This is a genomic window from Sarcina sp. DSM 11001 (assembly GCF_900101015.1).
Taxonomy (GTDB): domain Bacteria; phylum Bacillota; class Clostridia; order Lachnospirales; family Lachnospiraceae; genus CAG-791.
This window is the reverse complement of the sequence record NZ_FNFZ01000016.1, coordinates 1-21,534: the sequence shown is the minus strand read 5'-3', so window position 1 is coordinate 21,534 and position 21,534 is coordinate 1. Positions and strand designations below refer to the sequence as shown.

The 21,534-nt window shown below is 46.3% G+C and carries 11 protein-coding genes, 6 tRNA genes and 1 rRNA gene; 2 read left to right on the top strand and 16 right to left on the bottom strand.

Annotated elements, in window-relative coordinates:
- Positions 1-171 precede the first annotated feature (171 nt).
- The 5 genes from csn2 to BLT02_RS09725 all read right to left on the bottom strand — a co-directional run bounded on the left by csn2 (position 172) and on the right by BLT02_RS09725 (position 9,411).
- Positions 172-837, bottom strand: a complete 666-nt coding sequence (gene csn2 / locus BLT02_RS09745) for a type II-A CRISPR-associated protein Csn2 (RefSeq protein ID WP_092994461.1) — start codon at positions 835-837, stop codon at positions 172-174.
- Entirely contained in the window at positions 834-1,139 is a 306-nt protein-coding gene (gene cas2 / locus BLT02_RS09740; protein WP_092994458.1) for a CRISPR-associated endonuclease Cas2, read from the bottom strand. Before cas2 ends, csn2 begins: the two co-directional genes overlap by 4 nt.
- 4 nt (positions 1,140-1,143) lie before the next feature.
- Positions 1,144-2,016 carry a type II CRISPR-associated endonuclease Cas1 gene (gene cas1 / locus BLT02_RS09735; RefSeq protein WP_092994455.1) on the bottom strand — a complete coding sequence of 291 codons (873 nt, stop codon included), beginning with the start codon at positions 2,014-2,016 and terminating at the stop codon, positions 1,144-1,146.
- A 1-nt stretch (position 2,017) separates the two neighbouring features.
- Complete coding sequence (gene cas9 / locus BLT02_RS09730) at positions 2,018-6,133, bottom strand: type II CRISPR RNA-guided endonuclease Cas9 (protein WP_092994452.1); 4,116 nt, start codon at positions 6,131-6,133, stop codon at positions 2,018-2,020.
- Between the two features lie 209 nt (positions 6,134-6,342).
- The gene (locus tag BLT02_RS09725) at positions 6,343-9,411 is read right to left on the bottom strand and encodes a YfhO family protein (protein ID WP_092994449.1); all 3,069 of its coding nucleotides are present in this window, start codon (positions 9,409-9,411) and stop codon (positions 6,343-6,345) included.
- A 387-nt stretch (positions 9,412-9,798) separates the two neighbouring features.
- Here BLT02_RS09725 and BLT02_RS09720 point away from each other — a divergent pair, with 387 nt between their 5' ends.
- Together BLT02_RS09720 and BLT02_RS09715 are read left to right on the top strand one after the other, a co-directional pair.
- A complete protein-coding gene (locus BLT02_RS09720; protein ID WP_207649401.1) occupies positions 9,799-10,287 on the top strand; it encodes an S-ribosylhomocysteine lyase in 489 nt (162 codons plus the stop codon).
- 182 nt (positions 10,288-10,469) lie between these two features.
- Positions 10,470-11,186: a 5'-methylthioadenosine/adenosylhomocysteine nucleosidase gene (locus BLT02_RS09715; protein WP_092994626.1), complete on the top strand. Its 717-nt coding sequence runs from the start codon at positions 10,470-10,472 to the stop codon at positions 11,184-11,186.
- A gap of 239 nt (positions 11,187-11,425) precedes the next feature.
- On the opposite strand, the gene BLT02_RS09710 is transcribed toward BLT02_RS09715, so the two are convergent.
- From BLT02_RS09710 to BLT02_RS09660, 11 genes are all read right to left on the bottom strand, one after another.
- A complete protein-coding gene (locus tag BLT02_RS09710) occupies positions 11,426-12,403 on the bottom strand; it encodes a glycosyltransferase family 2 protein (RefSeq protein WP_092994443.1) in 978 nt (325 codons plus the stop codon).
- A 225-nt stretch (positions 12,404-12,628) separates the two neighbouring features.
- Positions 12,629-13,306 (bottom strand): GtrA family protein, encoded by a 678-nt coding sequence (locus BLT02_RS17860; RefSeq protein WP_242869760.1) that lies wholly within the window; start codon positions 13,304-13,306, stop codon positions 12,629-12,631.
- Between the two features lie 161 nt (positions 13,307-13,467).
- The gene (locus tag BLT02_RS09700; protein WP_092994440.1) at positions 13,468-17,046 is read right to left on the bottom strand and encodes a YfhO family protein; all 3,579 of its coding nucleotides are present in this window, start codon (positions 17,044-17,046) and stop codon (positions 13,468-13,470) included.
- 341 nt (positions 17,047-17,387) lie between these two features.
- On the bottom strand, positions 17,388-20,084 hold the full coding sequence (locus BLT02_RS09695) for a leucine-rich repeat protein (protein ID WP_092994437.1): 2,697 nt from the start codon (positions 20,082-20,084) through the stop codon (positions 17,388-17,390).
- Positions 20,085-20,508: 424 nt separating this feature from the next.
- Positions 20,509-20,581, bottom strand: a tRNA-Phe gene (locus tag BLT02_RS09690).
- Positions 20,582-20,585: 4 nt separating this feature from the next.
- Positions 20,586-20,659 (bottom strand) — tRNA-Met (locus tag BLT02_RS09685).
- A 28-nt stretch (positions 20,660-20,687) separates the two neighbouring features.
- Positions 20,688-20,769 (bottom strand) — tRNA-Tyr (locus tag BLT02_RS09680).
- Positions 20,770-20,791: 22 nt separating this feature from the next.
- Positions 20,792-20,864 (bottom strand) — tRNA-Thr (locus tag BLT02_RS09675).
- A 20-nt stretch (positions 20,865-20,884) separates the two neighbouring features.
- Positions 20,885-20,957 (bottom strand) — tRNA-Val (locus BLT02_RS09670).
- A 43-nt stretch (positions 20,958-21,000) separates the two neighbouring features.
- Positions 21,001-21,074: transfer RNA gene (locus BLT02_RS09665), tRNA-Asp, on the bottom strand.
- A gap of 147 nt (positions 21,075-21,221) precedes the next feature.
- Positions 21,222-21,534 (bottom strand): 23S ribosomal RNA (locus BLT02_RS09660); the annotation flags it as partial.

Here is a 21,534-nt window from a genome sequence, read left to right as displayed (position 1 = left end):
GCTTGACCACCATTCAGAATTACATCACTCTCAAACTCGGGTCCAAACGTTCAGAGTAGCCGTCAAGCTTGACCACCATTCAGAATTACATCACTCTCAAACCCCAAATTAGAGGTTTGAGAAGAATTAATAGGTGTAAATAGTAAACTGACCAAGAATACTATTTAAAAACTATATCTCACATAAATCTTTATCGATTGTCAGCCATTGCTCCCCTTCTATCATTTCCTTTTCCGAACAGTTTTCCAAAAGCAAAAGGTTCATGCCCTTCAACGTCATAGTTTTGTAAAGCAGTTTCAATTCTCCTTCTGAAAAGTAAGATTTAAAATGGACACCAACAAAGAGTTCAATATTTAATGTTTTTCTTAGTAAACAAAAATAATCAACTAATCTGGAAAGCAGTCCATCTTCATCTTTTACTGCTTGAATGCCAGCAGATTTTAACAGCTGTATTATCGGCATTTCTCCTACCGTAACGTCATAGTCCAAATAATCTGCAAGACGATATAAATAAGCCTGAATAACTCCCTGTACTTCCCTGGTCATCAAAAACTCCTCTTCACTTGCAATTCTTAGAAAGTCTTTTATTATGGCATTCTGTATTTTTTTGTTCGAAAAATCCAAGATAAAGGGAGATAAAATAACTTCTATTGTTTTGGAAAAATCAAGTATAGAATCTCTGTTGGATAAAACAAATTTTCCACTTCCTGTTTCCTGCTGTGTAATCAGTTCTTGCAGTATTTCACTAAAGTATCCTGCATCCTCAATATTTAGAAGCTGTATATTTTTCTTCGAAAAGTCAACAGGTGTGGACCAATCCTGGAAAACCAATTTCATATTATTACAAGCCTCTCATCTGATTCCAAGATCTTTTTTTTACCACTTCCAACTACGAATTCTATTTTTGAATATTGTTTTTCCGTAATTGTCATCATTTGCACAAGTCCTTCGGGAGGTTTGTTTTTTCGAACATTATCTACAATGGCACTTGCTACAGACGGATTAGGTGCCAACTTAGTATATACTGATTCCTGCATCATGATAAATCCACTTTTTATTAAAAACTTACGGAATCTGACATAGTTGCGTTTATTTTCAGGAGTTACAACTGGCAGATCAAAAAGAACCATAACTCGCATATATCTATAACTCATAATTATAAAATCTAATCAGCGACACATCGTTTTCGTTTATGGCATCAAATACACTCCTGCAATAAATTCCTATCGCATTATTTAAGTATTGTTCTTTTCCGTTTATAATTATTGTTTTGTTCAAGAGATTTATCAGCTGTATTTTTTCATCATGCTCGAATTTTTCAGGCATCATTTTCACTACTTCTTCATCAACCAATGGCCGGAAAGGCTCCATAAGATCAGATCCAAGGTTAAATGAATTAAACATATTGTCATGAAATATTCCTAATTGAGTGATGTATCCTGATTTTACAATTTCTCTGTTCATAGCAGACAAGATGATTGTGTAACCATAATTGAGTGCAGCATTGATAGGTACTTCCAGCGTTCTTGTAAAGTCTTTTCCAAAAAGAGCATTGAAATACACCTTTGCAGCATGACCCTCTCTGTTTGTTGCATCGTTGTATTCTATTTCTTGTATATATGTCTCAAGTAATGACGCTTCCTTCTTACCCAGTCTGTTCAAAAATTCGTTTTGCTTTCGTATTTTTTCTGTAATAATTTCTGTCCAGATATTTCTTTTTGCATCTTCTCCCCAGGACGCTTGTTGTCGTACTTTTGAGCTGGTGTCGTGGCTGCCATAATATGGTAAAAGTTCTGATGATGGGTTCCTTTTTTCGTCGCAAAAAACAACTTTTACTTTACGTCGAATCAGCTCTGACAGCAATGCCGTTGTCAGAGACACCTCGGTTGATTCAATAATCAACATAGATATCTCTGACAAATGGATCTTTAAAACGTCATCTTTTCTGATCACCATATGATCAAGCTTATAATCCAGCTTGGCTCTTTTTGATATTACAATGATTCTCCAACTCATATCAGTCAGATAATTTATATTTCAACAAATCAACAGTAGTTTCAAATAATCCGGTAACTGAAGAGTTAATCATCAAGGCGGACTTGTTTTTCGTAAGTTCGTTTGAAACTTTGAAAGTCCCTGCCTGAGATGCACCTCCAATCAGCCTAAGATCAGCACTAAGATATTTACATTGAAATAGATGAAGGATCTCATAAATAGTCCTGCACTGATCTTCCAAAGACAATTGGTTAAATTTCTGTGCACCATTCAGAAGGACTTTTGTTTGTGATGCACTTCTTTTTGAATAAATTTTATTCTGAGACTTTTCAGTTAAAAGATCATATATGTGTTTCAAATCTTCTGACCCAAGTCTGTCATAGTCATCGATAGTATAGTTTTTGTTTTCTTTTAATCTCTCAATCACCTTCTCAACTCTGTGGACAATCGCCTCATCTTCCGGAGAAATGCAAAGCTGAACAGCGTTTTTCATCGTTATCATTTTTCCGGTTTTTCCGGATATATGCATCGGATATCCATTAATTTTTAATAAAGCGCCCACACGAATCTTATCAATGATTATTATCGGATTTTTCAGATTAAGCCCGGACTTGCTGCTGCAATAATCATCAATTTGTTGTTTTCCAGCGTTCTGTAAATAAACCGGTACTCCTTCCAATGTTCGTATACGTCCTTTTTTTCCATCTGATTCGACCAGCATATAATAATTAATTGACGGTTTATTATACCCTCCATATTTCCCTGTATCAAATCTCCCATCTTTCGTTTTAATTGGATACAAATCTCCCGATCCTTTTTTCATTAACTGTTGATCATAAAATCCTCCCTGCTTCTCCGTCGCATATCTCGTAAACAGAATATTATTCTTACACATATATTTTTTAACTGTTTGTATCGTACCGTGGTTTCCTGCTTTCCAGGCTATTTTCCCGTTTCTGGCTATGTCATGTTTGAACATGCGGTCCAGATTATATTTTTCCTTTCCGCCACTTTTCCTTACATCTTCCTTCAGATAGCGAACTGGGTTATCTGTGAACTTGGTATAATAAACATTGCCAACCACGATATTTAAATAAGCGTCTTTAGCATGGTGATAATCGTTCACTGCCCTGGATTTTAAAAAGCCATTATCACGACGGAAATCGGAGACTACCCCCGCCTTTGAATATACAATTTTTGTTTCCGGTATTGTTTGTGACAGTATCTGTGCAACAACCTTCGATGATTGACGAGTTTCTACTAATTGGCGGCTAATAAACCCTGCAAGCTCTTCTTCTGAAAGAGGATATCTCCTCATAAGACGGTCATATTTTTCCTTAGAAATAAGTCCTTTTCCGTTTGCAGCATTCAACAGCATAGTCCAAAGCTCCGGCTGTCTGTATTTTGCAGGAATTGGATAAGTATCTCCTTTATCACGATTCTCACTTGAACGGACAAGCACAAGATTATTAAGTATACTGTCATCCTTTGTTACAGATTGTGGATAAATATGATCGATGTCATATTCTTTCGTTGTTAAAAGCTCATGCAAATCTATAGGCTCGCCTGAGTACATATCTCGACCCATTTGAGTATAATACAAATAAAGCTTCTTACTGTTGAATTCCCTGTCTTCCCGATTCCCGATTTCAGCTATCCAGTCCTTTTTCTCACTTTTTATCCCTTTGTACACATCTAACAATTTGTTTTTTCTGGATGCTTTTCTCGAAGGGTTATCTTCTTTTTCCCGTGCCATTTCCAGAAAAACTTTCGATGGTGATTTCCGAGTTACATTCATTATTTCCTTTACAATCTGTAACGTTTGCCATATAGCCCTTTTTACTGCAGGTGATGCATATGATTCATGAACCAAATCATAGTTAATCTCCTTACTCTTACCGCTGATATTATCATTATGCATTTTGATAATAGTCATGTAATTATGGCGAGAGCTGAGAAGCTCCATGAGGTTTTCCTGTCCTTCCCACAAGAATTGAATAATTGAAAAAGCTTCTCCTGATTCCGGATCTATGTCTTCTATTCCATTCAGAAATTGTGAAGAGAACCTTCCCCATCCTGAATAGGATAGCCTGCATATTGCTTTAATTTCGTCATTTGTTAGTTTGTCGTCGTACTTTTCACAAATTCTTTCTCTTAACAGACTCCTGTCATCACCGAAAATAACAATATCTTTTATTAAATCCTCAACCATGCCAGGATCTGTGTCTACTCGCGTTCCCAAGATTCTATAAAAATCAAGATAAGATTTCAGAGAAGCCTGAAAAACAGAATCTATCCCTGATAAAACATCATCTTCTGAGATGATGTTTTCTTTTAATAGCCAGGATTTAAGCTTCTTCAACGAATACTTGCCCGATTTTTTCTTGAATATTTCATTATATATGCGTTGTTTAACGGATACACTTAATCGATTTCCATTGACCTTGACATTGTTTAGTTCGTTTAATACAAGATATCTTGAATAGAGTAAAGAGTCTTTTGGAATAACGTTTTCTCCAATCAAGTAGGTACACTTATTTGTCAAACGTTCTATAAACGCCTCTGCACTGGCTTTTCTATCAATTTTCTCATCAAAATTCCACGGAAGAACCCTTCCTTGTTCCTTACGAATAACCCAGCTATTACCACCCCGGTCCTTATGATAATCATTTAAAGGGCCGACATAGTAAGGTATCTTAAACGAGAATATCTTCAATATCTTATCACATACCGAAAGGCCATCTTCCCCAGGTACTGACAGCGATGGATAGTCTTCTCCCATGTGTGCGACGATTTGCCTTAAATCCTGTAAATGCACCTGATATGGAATTGCAGAGTTGCTTTTTGACACCTGTTTAGGCATAAAAACATACTGTTCTGTCTCTGTGAGAATTCTATCCAGATCCGAATCTTCGGCATTAATCACCTTTAGTTTCTTCTTCACAAAATCACAGAACTCTTTCTGTTCAGTAATCCTTTTTTGAGGGAGTACCTGGTTCTTCCCTGATACATGACCCGAATATGCTAAATAATTGTCTTTTACATCACTATCAGAGAAAATACTCTTATATGCTTCTGGAATAAACTGGCGAACAACTCTTTTTAAATCGCGAAGATCTTTCTGATGTTTTTCATATACTTTAATTTTGGCTTCCGAAATAGAACTGCAACCTGCCAGAATTCGCGTCAGCACAGTCCAATCATAAACTGCCTTCAGTTTAATGATATATTCAAATCGCTCGCCAAGCTCACTTGACAGCATCTCTTCTTTTTCTTCATCTATACCATCAGAAAAGGATATTTTAGGAACTAATGCATCTTTTAAAGACGGATCCGAAAACAATTTATCGAGGGATACACTTGACCCACACAAAGCCGACACAGCCTCTATCTGCTTTTCAGAAGAAGCGTTAAAAAGCATTTTCATCTTTTGCTTCTTTTCAGTTTTTCCCATTCTCCTGTCAAGTAATACCGATTTGACCTCATCTGGATTCTCCGCCTCAAGAATCATCTCCATTTGCTCGCAGGCATAGTCCTTCAAATCAGAAAAGACAAATTCAAAGGAAGTCGCATCAGAAACACTCCCTTCAAAGAGAAAATGTCCCCTGTGTTTCATAAAGTGACTAATTGCAAGATAATACAAGCGGATGTCATATGACTTCTCATGCAGCATCAATGCGCGGCGCAGATGATAAATTGTCGGGAACTCTTTATGGTAGTCTATATCAGTATAATTAGTATCTGAGAACAGCGCATAGGGTTGACGAACTATATCCTGCTTGTCTTCGATATGGAAGCTGCTTTCCTTCAGCCGCAGATAAAACAAGGGATCCACCTTAGTCATTTCTTCATTCAGCAACTCTTCAACCAAAGCAACCCGTTGTTTTTTTCTTTTTAGGCGTCTGCGTGATGTTCTGAAACTCCTTCTTGATGCTGCAGGTTCTGCCTCGTCAAAAAGTCGAATCCCCCACATAGCTTTCCCATTAAACTTCAGAATATTGTATTCAGGATCTGTTACACACCATCCAATTGAATCAGTACCTATGTCCAGGCCCAAATAATAATCATCAAATTTTTTTAGCTGATTATTCAATGATGAACTACCGCTTTGTTTTCTCCGATTTATTCTACTTGACATATTCCGTCCCTCAATTTTATAATCATATTGCTGAATGCTTGACCACCATTCAGATTACATCACAAGTTCAAATAAAGATTCATCGAAATCGCCCCTCGGGGCCGCCCGTTGTAGGGCGTTTTTTTTTACTTTTTTCTCCAATTAATAGATCTGCTGCCTTTTAAACCACCGATTTGTCCCAGAGAACTTCTTCCTTATTCTTCAGCGAATCATTTCCCTTCTATCTTCACATCATCCTTTTCCGGCTCTTCATTCTTTACCGTCTCTTGTCCGGTCTTTACTTCACTATAGTATCCCTTGGGGATCCTCTCCTTTCGCCTCTCCGCCGCGTGGAAAATCGCCGACAGGATCGTATAGAGCAGGAGGAAGAGGACAAGCAGGAAAAAGACACCCGCTGAAATAACTGCCCCCAGTCTCAGACCCGGCGTCTGCCAGCGCAGTTCGATATTGTGGCTTCCGGAAGGAAGGAGAAGGGCGCTGAACATGGTATCCGCCTGGAGGATCCTCGTCTTCTCTCCGTCCACATAGGCTGTCCAGCCTGCGGAGCGGGGGATCTGCAGGCAGAGGATTCCAGGTGCATCCATTTCGATGTGTCCCGTGATCCTCTCCGTGGCTCCGCTCCGACCCATCTCGTGGATATCCAGGTCCGTCATGCTGTGCGCCCGGAAGGCCTCTGCCTGGGCCTGGAAAGCCGTCATCGGCTGGCACACGACTTCAATGGAATCCACTGTGAATGTACCTTCCGAAGGAAGGGAAAGGTCGATCCGGTCCAATGCTCCGATACTGTAGCGCATATTGACCAGGAAGTCCTTTCTTCCTGTCGTCCAGGGATCCATGGGCGTCGTAAAGCCGATCTGTTTGCTGACGACGGACTGGTCTCCTCTGTATCCCGTGACAGGCAGCAGGAATTTGGTCGTTCCGGCTCTGCCTTCAGGCGGCTGGTACTCCAGGCCTCGGATATAGAGGCAGGTCTCACAGTCAGGCTGGCCGTTGAAGCGGATCGTCACGACAGAGCCGCCTTCTTCTCCCTCAGAGCCGTCAAATACAAGCTTTTCACCTGTCGTAAATTCTTTTTCCCCACAGGAAATCGTCACCGGCAGGCGGACGTCGTTGAAGGCGACCGGGGTCTGGGCGGTACCCAGTTTTTTGAAGCTCTCGCCCGGGTCCTCCTCCAGCAGGATCCCCTGCATCAGGGCCTGCTGTCTCTGAGGAATATCCATCGCCTCATAGTCTTTCCTGCTCAGCCACTTGTCAGAAGTAAATCCGATGGGAAGGGCATACTGGTTTTCATAGACCTCGCAGGAATAGCGGTCCAGATTATCCGTATCTTTCCAGAGATCCTCATTGCTGTAGGAAAGACCTTCTTTTTTGACATATCCGAAGGGCACTCCCTCCTGATCATTTCCGAGGAAATACCGCACCCCGGCGATCTCATTGAGGAAGGTCCGGTCATCGAGATTGTCATACTGATGGATCATCCGGTTGAGCTGTCCGGTCTCCGAGAAAAACTGCGCGCTGTTCGGATTGGACAGGCTCCAGTAATACTGTGTGTTGGAGACTCCGTACAGCAGAGAAGTGTTGTTTTCCGGATTGTAGGTCGTATACCTGTAAAAAGGCTTCGGTGAGCCCGTCTTTTCCGCCGTATCGAATTCCGACTTCAGGAGGTTCCCGTCGATCAGCTGTGCAGCTGCCGCCGCATCTTTGGCAGTCTGCGTTTCCACCTGAGCCCGGGAGAGGTACTCGAAAATCTTGGCAGATCTCTTTGCTGAAAAGTCAAAATACCCAGCCGATGCTGCAGTGAGAAGGACGCAGGCCAGGAGCACAGCCTGGACCCGGACGGTGATCTTTCTCTTTACTGCTCCCAGCGATTCCTGCGCTGTCTCAAAACCATCAGTCCCCGCACCAGACTGCCGCCGTTTTACAACTCTCTCGAGCAGGACGGCGCGTCCTGCCAGAACCGCTGCCAGGCCGAACAGGGCGATGACCACAGCCTGGGCGGAGGCTCTGGAAAAAGTATACTCCCAGAAAACACAGACGCAGATACAGACCGCCAGGACAAAAGTCGTCATGATGATCGTCCCGGTCGTTCCGGTTCCCGCCTCCGTCATCTCAGAGACGGCAGTCGCCGTCATGAAAGCGACCAGAAGGGCATAGGCCCACATCCACCGGTTTGCCGGATAGGAGAAACCGTTCAGGACAAAGCCCGCCAGCGGTGTCATCAATAAGCAGGTCAGCCCGATAAAAGCCGCCTTCAGGTCAAAGTGTCTTTTTCTGTTTACAAAAATATAGATCACGCCCAGCAGGGCCACCGCGCCGAATCCCATGTAGGTCCAGGATTCCGACAGGGCGGAAGTGCCGTTTGTCAGAAAACAATCGAGAAAATTGCGGTAATAGCGAAGCGGCCACAGGAGCGGGACAGACTTATTATCCGCTGTCCTGGGATCCTGCAGGAAGCGCAGGACGACCGGCAGAAATACTACGGATGCCATCAGGGTGCCGATCAGTCCATACCACAAAAAGGCCGCGCCGTCCAGAAGCACGTGCCCGAACTGACGCGCACCGTTGCGCCTGACCGATCTCCAGACCGCGTACAGCACCGTCATGATGACCATCATGTAAAAGAAATAGAAGTTGCTCACTGCCGCCACAAAGACCATGACCAGAAACAGCCCGGGTCTTTTTTTGCGGAAATACTGTTCACAGCCGATCAGCAGCAGCGGAAAGATGATAAAGGGATTCAGAAAATAATGATGCCTCATTCCCGAGAGCGTAAAACCGTTAAAAATATATATGAAAGCACCGGTCAGGACAGCAAGCCTGTTCTTTCTCCCCATATAGAAGGCATAGGCGCTGAAAGAGATACCCGCCAGATAAAAGCGCGCCATGAGCATCAGATCATGAAAATGTATCAGATACTTCTCGGGCACAAAAACAGCCGGCAGGCTGAAAGGATCCCCGATCACATAATAAGTCAGCGTCGTATATAGATCTTCGCCATACCCCATCCGCAGAGAAAATGTCGGCACACGCAGCACCCCCGTCTCCCGGAACTGGCGCAGCACCTCTTTCCCCCACTTTGAGAAATACAGAAGGCCATAGTAGTGCTGATTGACCCCGTCCGTCTGCCAGATAAACCTGCGCTTTCTCAGCCAGAACCAGACAAATACCGCGGCAGCGGCCGCACAGAACAAAACCGTATATCCCAGAAAGTAGACAAGCATTTTTTTCGCACGCTGCCATCCTTCTCCCGCGCGCTCATTTTTTAATCCTGTCTGCATATTTTTCCTCCAAAAGACATGACCTGAATCCTGTCCGGGAAGTTCCTGCACCCCGGACCATATTTACTGCCTGCGCAACGTCATAAACACAATATCCTATTTTACCACATATCCTCTGTCCGGTGTAGGGCATCCTCGCTTCCTTTCGCTTTACACTTTTCCCTGTTTCCTGTTAAAATAGGCGGCGAAGTATTTCGGCACCAATTATCGCCGTTATATGCATTAGCAGATATTGCCTGTTTTGACAGATGCGGTTTAACTAAAATAGTTAGACTTTAACTAAAACAGTTGCAGTTTAACTAAAACAGTTGCGGTTTAACTAAAACAGTTGCGGTTTAACTAAACAGATACAGTTCAGTTTATCAGATACGATTTACAGGAGGGCAAATCTTGGAACTCAAGAAAATCACCAGCTTTACTATCAATCATCTCCTGCTTGAGCCGGGGATCTATGTGTCGAGGATCGACCACTTTGGAGATACTGCCATCACCACCTTTGATCTGCGGATGACAGCTCCAAACCGCGAACCGGTCATGAATACGGCTGAAATGCATACGATCGAGCATCTGGGAGCCACTTTTCTGCGGAACGATCCGGATTTCGGCAGTAAAATCGTCTATTTTGGTCCCATGGGCTGCCGGACCGGCTTTTATCTCCTCCTTGCCGGGGAATACACTTCTGCGGAGATCGTTCCCCTGATCACTTCCATGTTTGAGTTCATCCGGGACTTCGAGGGAGAGATTCCTGGTGCCTGCGCCCGCGACTGCGGTAATTACCAGGACCAGAATCTGGAAATGGCTCATTGGCTGGCCAACCGTTTTCTCACAAACACACTGTCCTGCATCGACGAAAAGCATCTCATCTACCCGGACTGAGAAATTCCCGTTCTCAAAAGCCCGAGGCAGGGATATCCCGGACCAAAAAGCGGGCAAAAAATCCCCATACGGGTGGATATCCAGGCTGTACGGGCGAATATCCAGGCTGAATAATACCCGGGCTTGCAGTCTGCCCCGGTTGATGACTGATCGCACTGAAGATGCTGAAGAAAGGAAAAGAAATGAAAATCGGTATTATCGGGGCTATGGACCTCGAGATTGAAAAGCTCACTAAAGAAGAGATGAAATCTGAAAAAACCGTCACAAAAGCGGGCATGGTCTTCCATGTCGGCAGACTTGGGAATACGGAAGCTGTCATTGTCAAAAGCGGTGTGGGAAAAGTCAATGCAGCCATCTGCGCCCAGATCCTCATCGACTGCTTTGACATCACTCATCTGATCAACACCGGCATCGCCGGTTCCCTGTGTTCCGATATCAATGTAGGAGATATCGTGATCTCGACGGATGCCGTGTACCATGATATGGACGTCACCGCCTTTGGCTATGAACCCGGTGTCATCCCCCAGATGGGCACGCCGAACGGACTCAAAAGCTTTCCCGCAGATCCGCTCCTGCGCCGGGCTGCTGTTGATTCCATCCGTGAAGCCGTTTCTGGCATCAGTTTTTTCGAGGGCAGAATCGTCAGCGGCGACCAGTTCATCTCCTCTGCTGAGCAAAAAGACCGCATAGTAAAAACCTTCCATCCTCTCTGCACGGAAATGGAAGGGACCGCCATCGCTCACGCCGCCTATCTCAACTCCATCCCCTTTGTCATCCTTCGGGCAATTTCCGACAAGGCAGACGAAGAAGCCACAGTAACCTATGAAGAGTTCGAACACCAGGCTGCCGAAAACTGCGCAAAGCTCGTGGCCCATATGGTCGGAGCCCTCTCAGCCTGACAGAGCAGACCGAGATAAAATCAGGTAAAATCTGGCACAGGCAAAAAACAAAGCTCAAAAACAGGACTTTTAACAGCTCTGAAAAACTGACAGAGTCTGCCACAACGGCATTCGTTATTCAGCTGCAACTATATTTTACAGCTGAATAACGAATGCCGTTTCTTTTTATCTGATGCTATTTAAGCGCTTCCAAGTCAGCAAAGCATAACCGGATCACTGATGACGCTTTTAATATCCCCTTATTCCGGCAAACCGTCCGGGTCATCAGCGCCGGGTCCGCTGTGAGGATCATTTTCCAGTTCTTCTTTGACAATATAAACAGGGCGCTCCTTGCTCTCCGTATAGTTCTTTGCCAGATATTGTCCGAGGATCCCGATGCCCAGCAGTTCGATTCCGGACAGCATCAGAATCAGGCAGGCGAGCGTCGGGAAACCCGCCACGGGATCGCCCCAGAGAATCGTCTTCACAACAATGACGATCAGATACAGGATGGAAAGAGCAAAGATAAAAAAGCCGACGACTGAGGAAAGGATCAGGGGTTTATTGGAAAAGGCGATGATCCCGTCAAAGGCATAGGTCAGAAGCTTCCAGAAATTCCACTTGGAAGTCCCGCTCGCGCGTTCTTCTACCTTGTAGGGCATATAATAGGTCTCAAATCCCACCCAGGCAAAAATCCCTTTTGAAAAACGGCATTTTTCCGGGAGAGAGAGGATGGCGTCCACAACAGGCCGGCGCAGGACGCGGAAGTCGCTCGCCGCCTGCATGATCTTCACGTCGGTCATGCTGTCGATCACATTGTAAAACATTTTCTTAAACAAAGAGAGTATGAAGCCTTCTTTGCGCTCCTCCTGATAGGCCGCCACAGCATCATATTCCGGGTGCTCCTTCAGGAAATCCAACATCTCCACAATATAGGACGGGCGCTGCTGCAGGTCTGCATCGATGATCGATGTGAATTCCCCCGTCGAACTCCGGAGACCGGCCAGAAGCGCCGCTTCTTTACCGAAATTCCGCGAAAAACTGACGACACGGACCCGGTAACGCGCCCGGGCGCAGAGCGCCCGCAGTTTTGCCAGCGTAGCATCCCTGCTCCCGTCATTGACAAAGATCAGCTCTGTTTCAGGCATCAGATCCCCCAGTGCCTTCACTGTCTCCTCATAAAACAGATCTATATTCCCTTCTTCATTGAAACAGGGCACTATAACAGATAAAAGCATTCCGGTCCTCTCCTGATCACTACTGATTTCAACTGATTATTATTGATCATTATTTTATTATTGATCATTACTTTATCATCAATCATTACTGGTTATTACATTATATTACTGTTACTAAATTATTCCCGTTATTTATTATCGTCATTAATGGTTGTTGCCGAAAAATATTGAAAACCTTCACACATCTGAAATAGGTTTTCACCTTCTCGGTGCGGGAAGTCTTCGTTATTTGTTTCTGTCTTTAAACACCAGGAATCTGCTGATGAAATAATTTCCAATCACGACAAGTACCTGGGTGGCGAGCTTTGCCACCATTTCATTCTGATGCAGAATCTCATACAGGACAAATACTCCTCCGACCTCGATGACCATGGTCGCGAGCCTTGCCCCGATAAAACGGGCACATTCCGCAGCCAGCTCTGAAAGACTGCTGCAGTGCGAGCGAAATACGATCAGCTTGTTTGTTATATAAGCAAACAGAATAGACACCGAGACAGAGATGATATTGCTGATATTGACATTCAGATGCACCACCCTGCATAAGACCGCATAGACGACCAGATTGACCATAGTCGTGCATCCGCCGATGAACAGATAGCGCATTCCCTCTGAATTCAGCAGCCTGAGGATCAGGTTTCCCTCTCCCTTTTTGCCTTTTCCTTCTCCGGAGGCATCCTTTCCTTCATTGACCAAGGGAGCATCAGCCGGACTCTGTTCCGCACTTCCCCCCATTTCGCCGGACATGGACGCAAACTGTTCTTCTCTATCTCCGTCTCCGCCGGACATGGGCAGAGACTGTTCCTTTTTCTGACCGGTATCAGGATTGATTGGACTGTTTATTCCTTCCTGCCCGTCAGTCCTTCCCTCCGGAGATCTCTCTGTATCTCCCTTTCGGTATATCATGCTTTTCTATCTCCTCTCCGGATCTGTCAGATTCACTTGTACCAGTGCTCTGCCGCAGCCAGACGGTTTTGTGTAAACAGTCACTCATTCGGCCTTCTTTTTCTACACAGGGATCTGTCGTCGAAAAAAAGCTGCGCGTAAACCGTTCCTCATCCAGTGCCTCATCTCCGATTCTTTCTGCTGCGCAGAGCTCTGCGCAGGCAGTCGATCAGGAGCACGGCAAAGGCTGCCGCGGATATGTACATTCCCTCCTGCAGGTAGGGAATATGATATTTGAGCTCGATCCGGTTTTCTCCATTTTCCAACGGAATGGTGATCATGGTTCCAGCTACCGTATCCGGCTGGACCGGTTCGCCGTTTCTCCAGGCCACCCAGCCGTCAGTCCAGGGTACCAGAAGGCAGAGGCTGTTTCCTCTCCTTCCTTCCAGGCTGCAGGTGATATGTCCGTTCTCCATTTTTATGTCGGAGACTTCTCCGGACTGGATCCTCTGCGATGCCTCCTTGAGTTCCTTCAGATCCAAACCGTAAAACTGGTAATCTTTAAAAGTCAGGCCCTTCTCGGTCCGGAAAACCACTGTCCGGATATCGGCATATCCACTGCCGTCGACAGTGTCCTCTTCCTCCCAGTCATAGGCTTCCGCGGCAGTCTGCAGATCCAGCATCTGCTGCTGAGTCAGGCTCAGTTCCTCTTCCTCCCGGCCCTGTTCCTGCCCGGTCAGATTCGGTCCGTTTTCATTCAGCCCCTGGTCGTCCTGCCCCGTAAGATTCGATCCTTCTTTATTCAGCCCCTGGTCGTCCTGCCCCGTAAAGTCAGTGTCTGCTTCCGGTTCCGCTGAGACCAGGATTTTTTCCGCGAGTCTGTTGAGCAGGGCTGCAGGTCCTTTTTCTCCGGAAGGATCCTGTGCCTGTTCCGGTCCGTTTTCTGTCCCGGAATTAACAGCCGTCCGGGAAGCTTCGCCCGGCTCCTGTCCGGCAGCTTCCTGACCATTGATCCCCTGTCCGGTGGCTTCCTGACCATTGGCTGCCTGTCCGGCAGCTTCCAGTTCAGCCAGTCTCTCTTTCTCTGCCTGGGCGATGGCCTGCAGACTCTGGTCTTTTTCTGACTGCTCCTGTTCGGACCTGCTTTTGATCATAAACACGGCCGGCGATGTCCAGCGGCAGTAGCCAAAGGGCACATCCCCGTTGATTGAGAGCAGTCCGTCCATTTTTTCCGGCCACAGGAGATTGCCGTAGGCCACATAATCGCCCTCTGGGATAAATATCCGGAAGAAGGCCTTGTTGTCTCTGTTTTCACGGGTCCACTCCAGAGGCTTGTACAGCTCTGTCTTCCTTCCGGAAAGGATGGAAAAAAGCGCGTTCTGGTAATCAAAAGTATTATCATACCGCCTTGTGGGAAGCTTCGACCCATCATAGACAAAGGCCATCGGCAGGGCGTATGGATTCAGGTAGACAGACCGCCCGTTAAAGGAATCCACGTTCTTTACCCGCTTGAGACCGCGAACCGGTGTACTCTGCAGCAGATATTTGACACCGAGGAAGGAATCCGAAGCAAGGACAGGGTCGCGGACGATCATCATGCAGCCCGCTTCATCGCGATATCCCAGCCTCCACATCAGGGAGAGCTGGGCATTATCCGGACTGGAGGTATATGCCGTATTGGACCAGTAATTCTGCGCAAGGGAATCATTGAAATAGGCAGTAAGGTCATCTTCGTAGTGATGGCGCGTCCGGTCCTGGGCGATCCTGTAATATCCCCTGTCCAGGGATTTGAGCCTCGACAGCTGTTTCCCTAGTCCCTCCGAATACTCCATATACAGTTCCTGGGAACCATCGGAGTGGTTTTTCCAGAAAAGCCAGGCATTGCCCCAGAGCTCGGTCCCGGTAACTGCCAGCAGCAGGATTCCTGCCGCAAGTCTCGCCGGACCCCGCTTCTGATCCGACAGCAGCACCAGCGTGAGCAGGGCCAGGATTACAGAGGCCGCGGCAGTGACAAAGACCGGCTTGTGCATGCTCACCAGACTCATTCCGCGTGCGGTAAAATCCGCAAGGTGGATCCCGTTGAGCTTGAGCACAGCCGCGGCGTAAAGAATCGAACACACCGGCACCGCGAGCTTTGTCCATTTATCCTTCTCTGCCCGGCTCAGGTAAGCGCCGGCTGCAAACAGCATGGTAAAGCAAACAAGAAAGCTGTAACGATACCAGTAGCTTTTCGCCGATTTCATGAGCGAAAACGCGAGCATGGCCGGTTCCCAGTGGAGCATCATCAGACAGACAGCCGCAAGAGCGATAAAAGCCGCTTTCTGCCGCAATTTAACGGATCCTGAAAAAATCAGCGCAGCCGCCGCAAAAACCGCAATACTGCCGCAGAAGAGGGCCGCAAACCCGCGGTCGCTCTGTGTGCCGATCACATATCCTCTCACAGAAGACAGCAGATCCCCGGTCAGATCCATCAGAATCTTGACCTCCTCATACTGTCCTTTTCCCTTTCTCATGGCACTGATCACAGGCAGAAACAGCACAGCACTCATGGCGACGCCAAGCCCCATTCCCCAGACGTATCTGCAGAAGGAGACGACAAAATCCGTGATGCCCACCAGGATCCCGGGAGTGTGTGCTCTCTGGTACATGCCGCGGGATCTTGAGGCCCGCATCCCTTTGGCTGACAGATTATTTTTTGCAACAGCAGTATTTTTTGCAGCATCAATATTTTTTGCAGCAGCAGCATCTTTTACAATAGCAGCATCTTTTGCAGCATCAGCATCTTTTGCAACAGCAGCATCCTTTACAGCATCAGCATCCGCTGCTAAAAGACTGTCTGCCTTTTTACTGCTGTCTTTTCTGTCCTCGATTTCATCCTCTTCTTTGTCATAAAAGAAGAACTCAAAAAGGAACCAGATCCCTGAAAAGAGACAGCAGATCCCCGCAATATACCAGTTGCAGAAAATACAGAAGGCTGTCGTCAGGACCAGCCGCCAGACACTCTTTTTGTGAATTACTTCATAAACTCCCAGCAGAATCAGAGGCAGCATGTATACCCCGTCCAGCCACATGATATTGCTGCTCTGGGCGACAGAATACTGCATCAGAGCATAGCCCATGGAAAGAGCGAGCACGAAAACCGGCCTGATCCTGTCCCTGAACCGTCTCTGGAGAAACCATGAGAACGTGGCTCCTGCGGTGCCCAGCTTCAGTGCGACCGCCAGATCAAAGAATTTGTATACTCCCTTCTTTCCGAAGTAGTACAGAAGCAGGTTGAACGGCGAGGAGAGGTAATAGCTGAACAGTCCGATCGAGCTTCCCCCCAGCATATTTCCAAAATCATAGCTGAGCGGTCTGACTCCATGCAGCACATCTACATAATAAGTGAAAAAATCGATATACTGGATCTTCGCGTCGTCGATGGATACTGCTCTCGTTCCGAAGGGTTCCATACCCAGGACATAGTAGAGCAGATTTATGATCCCGAACACCAGGAAGAAGGCCAGGCAGGAAATCACAAACCGGGAAAACCATCCCCGGCGTTTTTTTTCAGTCTTATTACGGATTGGTTCCTGCTTCTCCCTGTTTTTTTCCGTATCAGCCCCCTTGGCCACTTCCACGGCAGACACTGTAGGTGCAGATTCCCCGACAGTATTCCCTGATTCATTCATCTTTGTTTCATGTATCTTTTCTGGAGAAGATATTGTAGTAGATACTGTATTGTTGCTTTTATCTTCTCTGGTATTCGTCCAGCTATCCATGTTCTATTCTCCCGGCGGAATTAACCATAACCTCACGGAATTCATTTATGTTTGCAGGCACCTGGCATGGGTACAAGTGTTAAAGCGTTCTCTCCGATTACGAGGAGTCAGATCACTGAGCCCAGACCTTACGTCCGAACATCTATACCATTTTATTAGACATTTTCAAGATTGGCAATACATCAGGGCCAGTATGGCTCTAAGGAGCACCCGGCCAGCGTCTCTCTGCGGGCCGTCAAACGCAAAAGAAATGTTCACATGCTCATGCTCAGACCTGAAAACCCGGCCTGCACGGCAGAGCACCGTCAGTGCTCTCAGTGCAGACCGGGCAGTTTATCACATTACTGGCAATTCCACAGAACAAATGTCCGAGGAACCTTCGAAAAGAATTTTTCCAGATCCTCTTCACGGACCGCCTTTCCTGTAGCAATATTGACACGGATATCAATGCCGGGAGCCCCTTCTCCCATCGGACGTCCAATCCATGCTTTTACAATATTGCCCTGTTTACTGTATTCGACCAGATGTGCCATACTATAATAGTTTTTCACATATTTCAGGACCATATTGGCAACCTGCCGGGCATCGTACTTGTTGATCACAGTAATCGTGCATGTCAGTGTTTTCCCGGACACTTTTGCCTTGATCGTAGTTGTCCCGGCCTTCTTTCCGACTACCAGCCCCGAAGAAGACACCGTGGCCACAGCAGATGCAGAGGAAGTCCACTTCACAGTTTTATTTGTCCCGCTGACGGAAAGCTTTTTCTTCATTCCTATCGGAACGATGGTTCTGGTCACATTGAGTTTGACAGCTGCCGGCTTTGATGTTGATGTACTACCGCCTGTCGTCGCCGTTTTTACCGGGCTCCAGGTAGAATAATAATTAGTGCCTCCCACCGTCTTATACGGTCTGACCCGCAGATAGTACTTATGCTTCTTTGCCAGCCCGGAGATCGTCGTGGAAGTTTTTCCCGACCCTGCTGCTTTCACAGTCTTCTGGGTAGCGAAATCACTTCTCGAGCTGTACTGGATCTGATACCCGCTGGTCTGTGAAGCCTGTTTTTTCCAGACGATGGTCAGCTTTGCAGACCCTGCTGTGATTTTTGTGATAGTTGTTGGTTTAGGCACTATCCGGAAAGTCTTTTTTACAGACCCTGTATAATTGCCCTTCCCGGTAATTGTAATGGCTGCTGTTCCTACATTTTTATTATTACTGTAAGACAGGCCATAATCTGTGCCCTTTTTCAGGGTCTTTGACCCAAGCTTTACTGTAGGCCAGGGAGTGAGTCCCCAGCCTTCCCAGTATTTATAAGCCGGAACCGTGACAGAGGCTTTCGCGATGGACTTGCGATTGATTTTAAAAGTTTTTTTCTGAGTCCCTCCGTATGCCCCGCATCCTGTAATAATTATCGTTGCTGTCCCGGGGTTGACATTGTTCTTATAAGAAAGAGTATAGTCTTTTCCGTTGACCAGTTTTTTAATTCCCAGCTTCACTGTTGGTACAGGCCTGATTGCAGAGCCTGTATAGGTTTGAGACTTAAGACCGGTTACAACAGCCCTGGTCACCTCTACGTTCCCATAGGCAATGAAGTCTATGCCATTTTCAATCGCATAATCCATTGCATAACTGTTATATCTGCAATTAATTATGAATTCATCCGTATAATAAAAGGCATCGCTTCCAATATAATCAACACTTTCAGGAATATTGATTTCCCCAAGGCTTATACAATATGAAAACGCATTTCGCCCGATTTTTTTAAGCCCGTTCTCAAGATTAATACTCCCCATCTCCCCGCACAGGTAAAAGGCGTTATCGCCAATTTCCCTGATCGTGTCTGGCAGACTTACTTCTCCCAGACACCAGCAACACGCGAAATTGTAATCTCCTATTGTTGTGATTCCGTTTTCGATAGTGAGAGAAACAATTCCGCCCCCCACATCCCCCCAGGGTGCATTTACTGTCTCTTCCGATTCATTATAAGTAAAATCCGGCATTGGCCCCGTTCCTGAAATGGTCATTCTTCCGTCATCGTCTACAGACCATCGGATTGTGCTGGTCAAATACCCGGAATCTTCCACGTAAGCATCCTGAGAAGAATCAGAAATTGTCTCTTCTTCACCTTTCTCCTCAGCCACGTTATCAAATTGTACAGTTGGATCTGTAATATCAGGATTTGCATTTCTCCCGGTGGAATCATGCTGAATTGAATCACTCGGGACTTTTTCTCCCTGCTCTGCGCTGTTTTGGCCGGCAGCCTCCTCTGCAGTGTTCTGGTCAGCAGACTCCTCTGTAATGTTCTGACTGGCAGACTCCTCTGCAGCAGGCAGGCTGTCCTTCTCTTCTGCATCCTGAGTTTCCTGCACCTCATTTTCAGTATTCTCTACTGCTTCTATAGTTCCTTCAGCTTCTTCAGCCTCACTTTCACTGCCGTTGGTCTCTTCAGAATCTTCCGAACCACAGCCAATTTGTTCCCCGGGTACGAAATCACCTGTTCCCTCGGGATCATTTGATTCGATGATGTCTTCTTCAGGAGATTCAGAACTATCTTCCGATACTGCATCCATTAATTCATCATCATTCCATACTCCGTTTCCCTCTGTTTCATCATTTCCCGCACCATTTTCCTGCATATAGACATTATCTGAATAATCAGCATTATCTGAATAATCCGTGTCCGTCGCAGGCTGTGATCCCTCCTCTCCGGGCGCCGCCTGTTCCAGCTCTTCATCTTTAGCAGGAACAGCTTCCTGTGCCGTACTTGTCAGCATCAGATCTTCAGATTGTTCTCCATATGCACTATCCTCTGCTGCTGTTTCTGCAGATGCCTGATCCGCCAGCGCGCTCTCCGAATCAGAGTCATCAAAACACTTCATGGTATTGTCTGATATTCCTGTCACTTCGGAAGCAAGAGAAATTCCCGGAAAAGATCCAAATACCAGCCAAATCGTCATAAGGACAGCTACAAGCCGACAATAACGTTTTTTCTTAAGCCTTTTTTCATTTAGCTGTTTTCCCTTCCATTCCGGTTTTTTCATTTTGACCTCCTCCGTCTTGTCATTGATTTTGCTTATCACCTTGTTTGTTCACAAAATGCATCTGCCGCTTAGAAGAAAAACAGCTGCCTTCACGTTCTTCTTTAAACCTTCTGGAACATATGGATGCCGTATTCCATCATCACGACTATTTGTCATTTATACATATAATATGCTCATGAGTAACTGGGTTCAACTATTCAAGTATATTTTTTAAATAATCGCAAGCTTTTATACACATCATCATTTGAACCATGAGGGAGCATTTTCCTTTAAGACAGCCCATGATTTCTGATATAGGATATTCTGAAAATCTTGCCTCCTCCAATAGAGCAGCGGGGTTTTTTTGCCTGCGACACAAAACAGCCTGCAGTTTTTGAGAATTCTTATATCTCAAAAACTGCAGGCTGTCTTTTGCAATAAAACATGCCCAGAGCCGGAATCGAACCAGCGACACGAGGATTTTCAGTCCTCTGCTCTACCAACTGAGCTATCTGGGCATAGTAGCGGGGGGAGGATTTGAACCTCCGACCTTCGGGTTATGAGCCCGACGAGCTTCCAGACTGCTCCACCCCGCGGCAATATGTACGTCATTGACGTTTGTAGTGGATGGGGGTGGATTCGAACCACCGAAGTCACTGACAACAGATTTACAGTCTGCCCCCTTTGGCCGCTCGGGAACCCATCCAAAAAATATCTATATAAGATAAAGCCGATGATCGGACTCGAACCGATAACCTGCTGATTACAAATCAGCTGCTCTGCCAATTGAGCCACATCGGCAAATCCTGACCGGTAAAATATGGGGCCTACAGGGCTCGAACCTGTGACCCCCTGCTTGTAAGGCAGGTGCTCTCCCAGCTGAGCTAAGACCCCGAATATCTTACACACCATGGAAAACCACAGGGCATAAAATAACCGACCTGAACGGGACTCGAACCCGTGACCTCCGCCGTGACAGGGCGGCGTTCTAACCAACTGAACTACCAGGCCGTATAACGCAATTGTGCGCCACTGAAAATGGATTATAGCACATCTTATATGCTTTGTCCATACCTTCAAAACCGAATAGAAAACTTTTTTTCGAACCGAAAGCGTTCGCTTACTCTTCAAGACCGGCAGGATCAACCTGCCAGAACTGAGGATAAGCAGCCGACCTATTAGTACGCGTCAGCTCCATGCGTTGCCGCACTTCCACCTCGCGCCTATCCACCTCGTGGTCTTCAAGGGGTCTTGTGATGTCTCATCTTGGGGGGGGCTTCACGCTTAGATGCCTTCAGCGTTTATCCCTGCCGGGCTTGGCTACCCTGCCTCTTGCGCCTGGCGGCGCAGCAGATACACCAGCGGCCCGTCCACCCCGGTCCTCTCGTACTAAGGGCAGCTCCCCTCAAACATCCTACGCCCGCGCCGGATAGGGACCGAACTGTCTCACGACGTTCTGAACCCAGCTCGC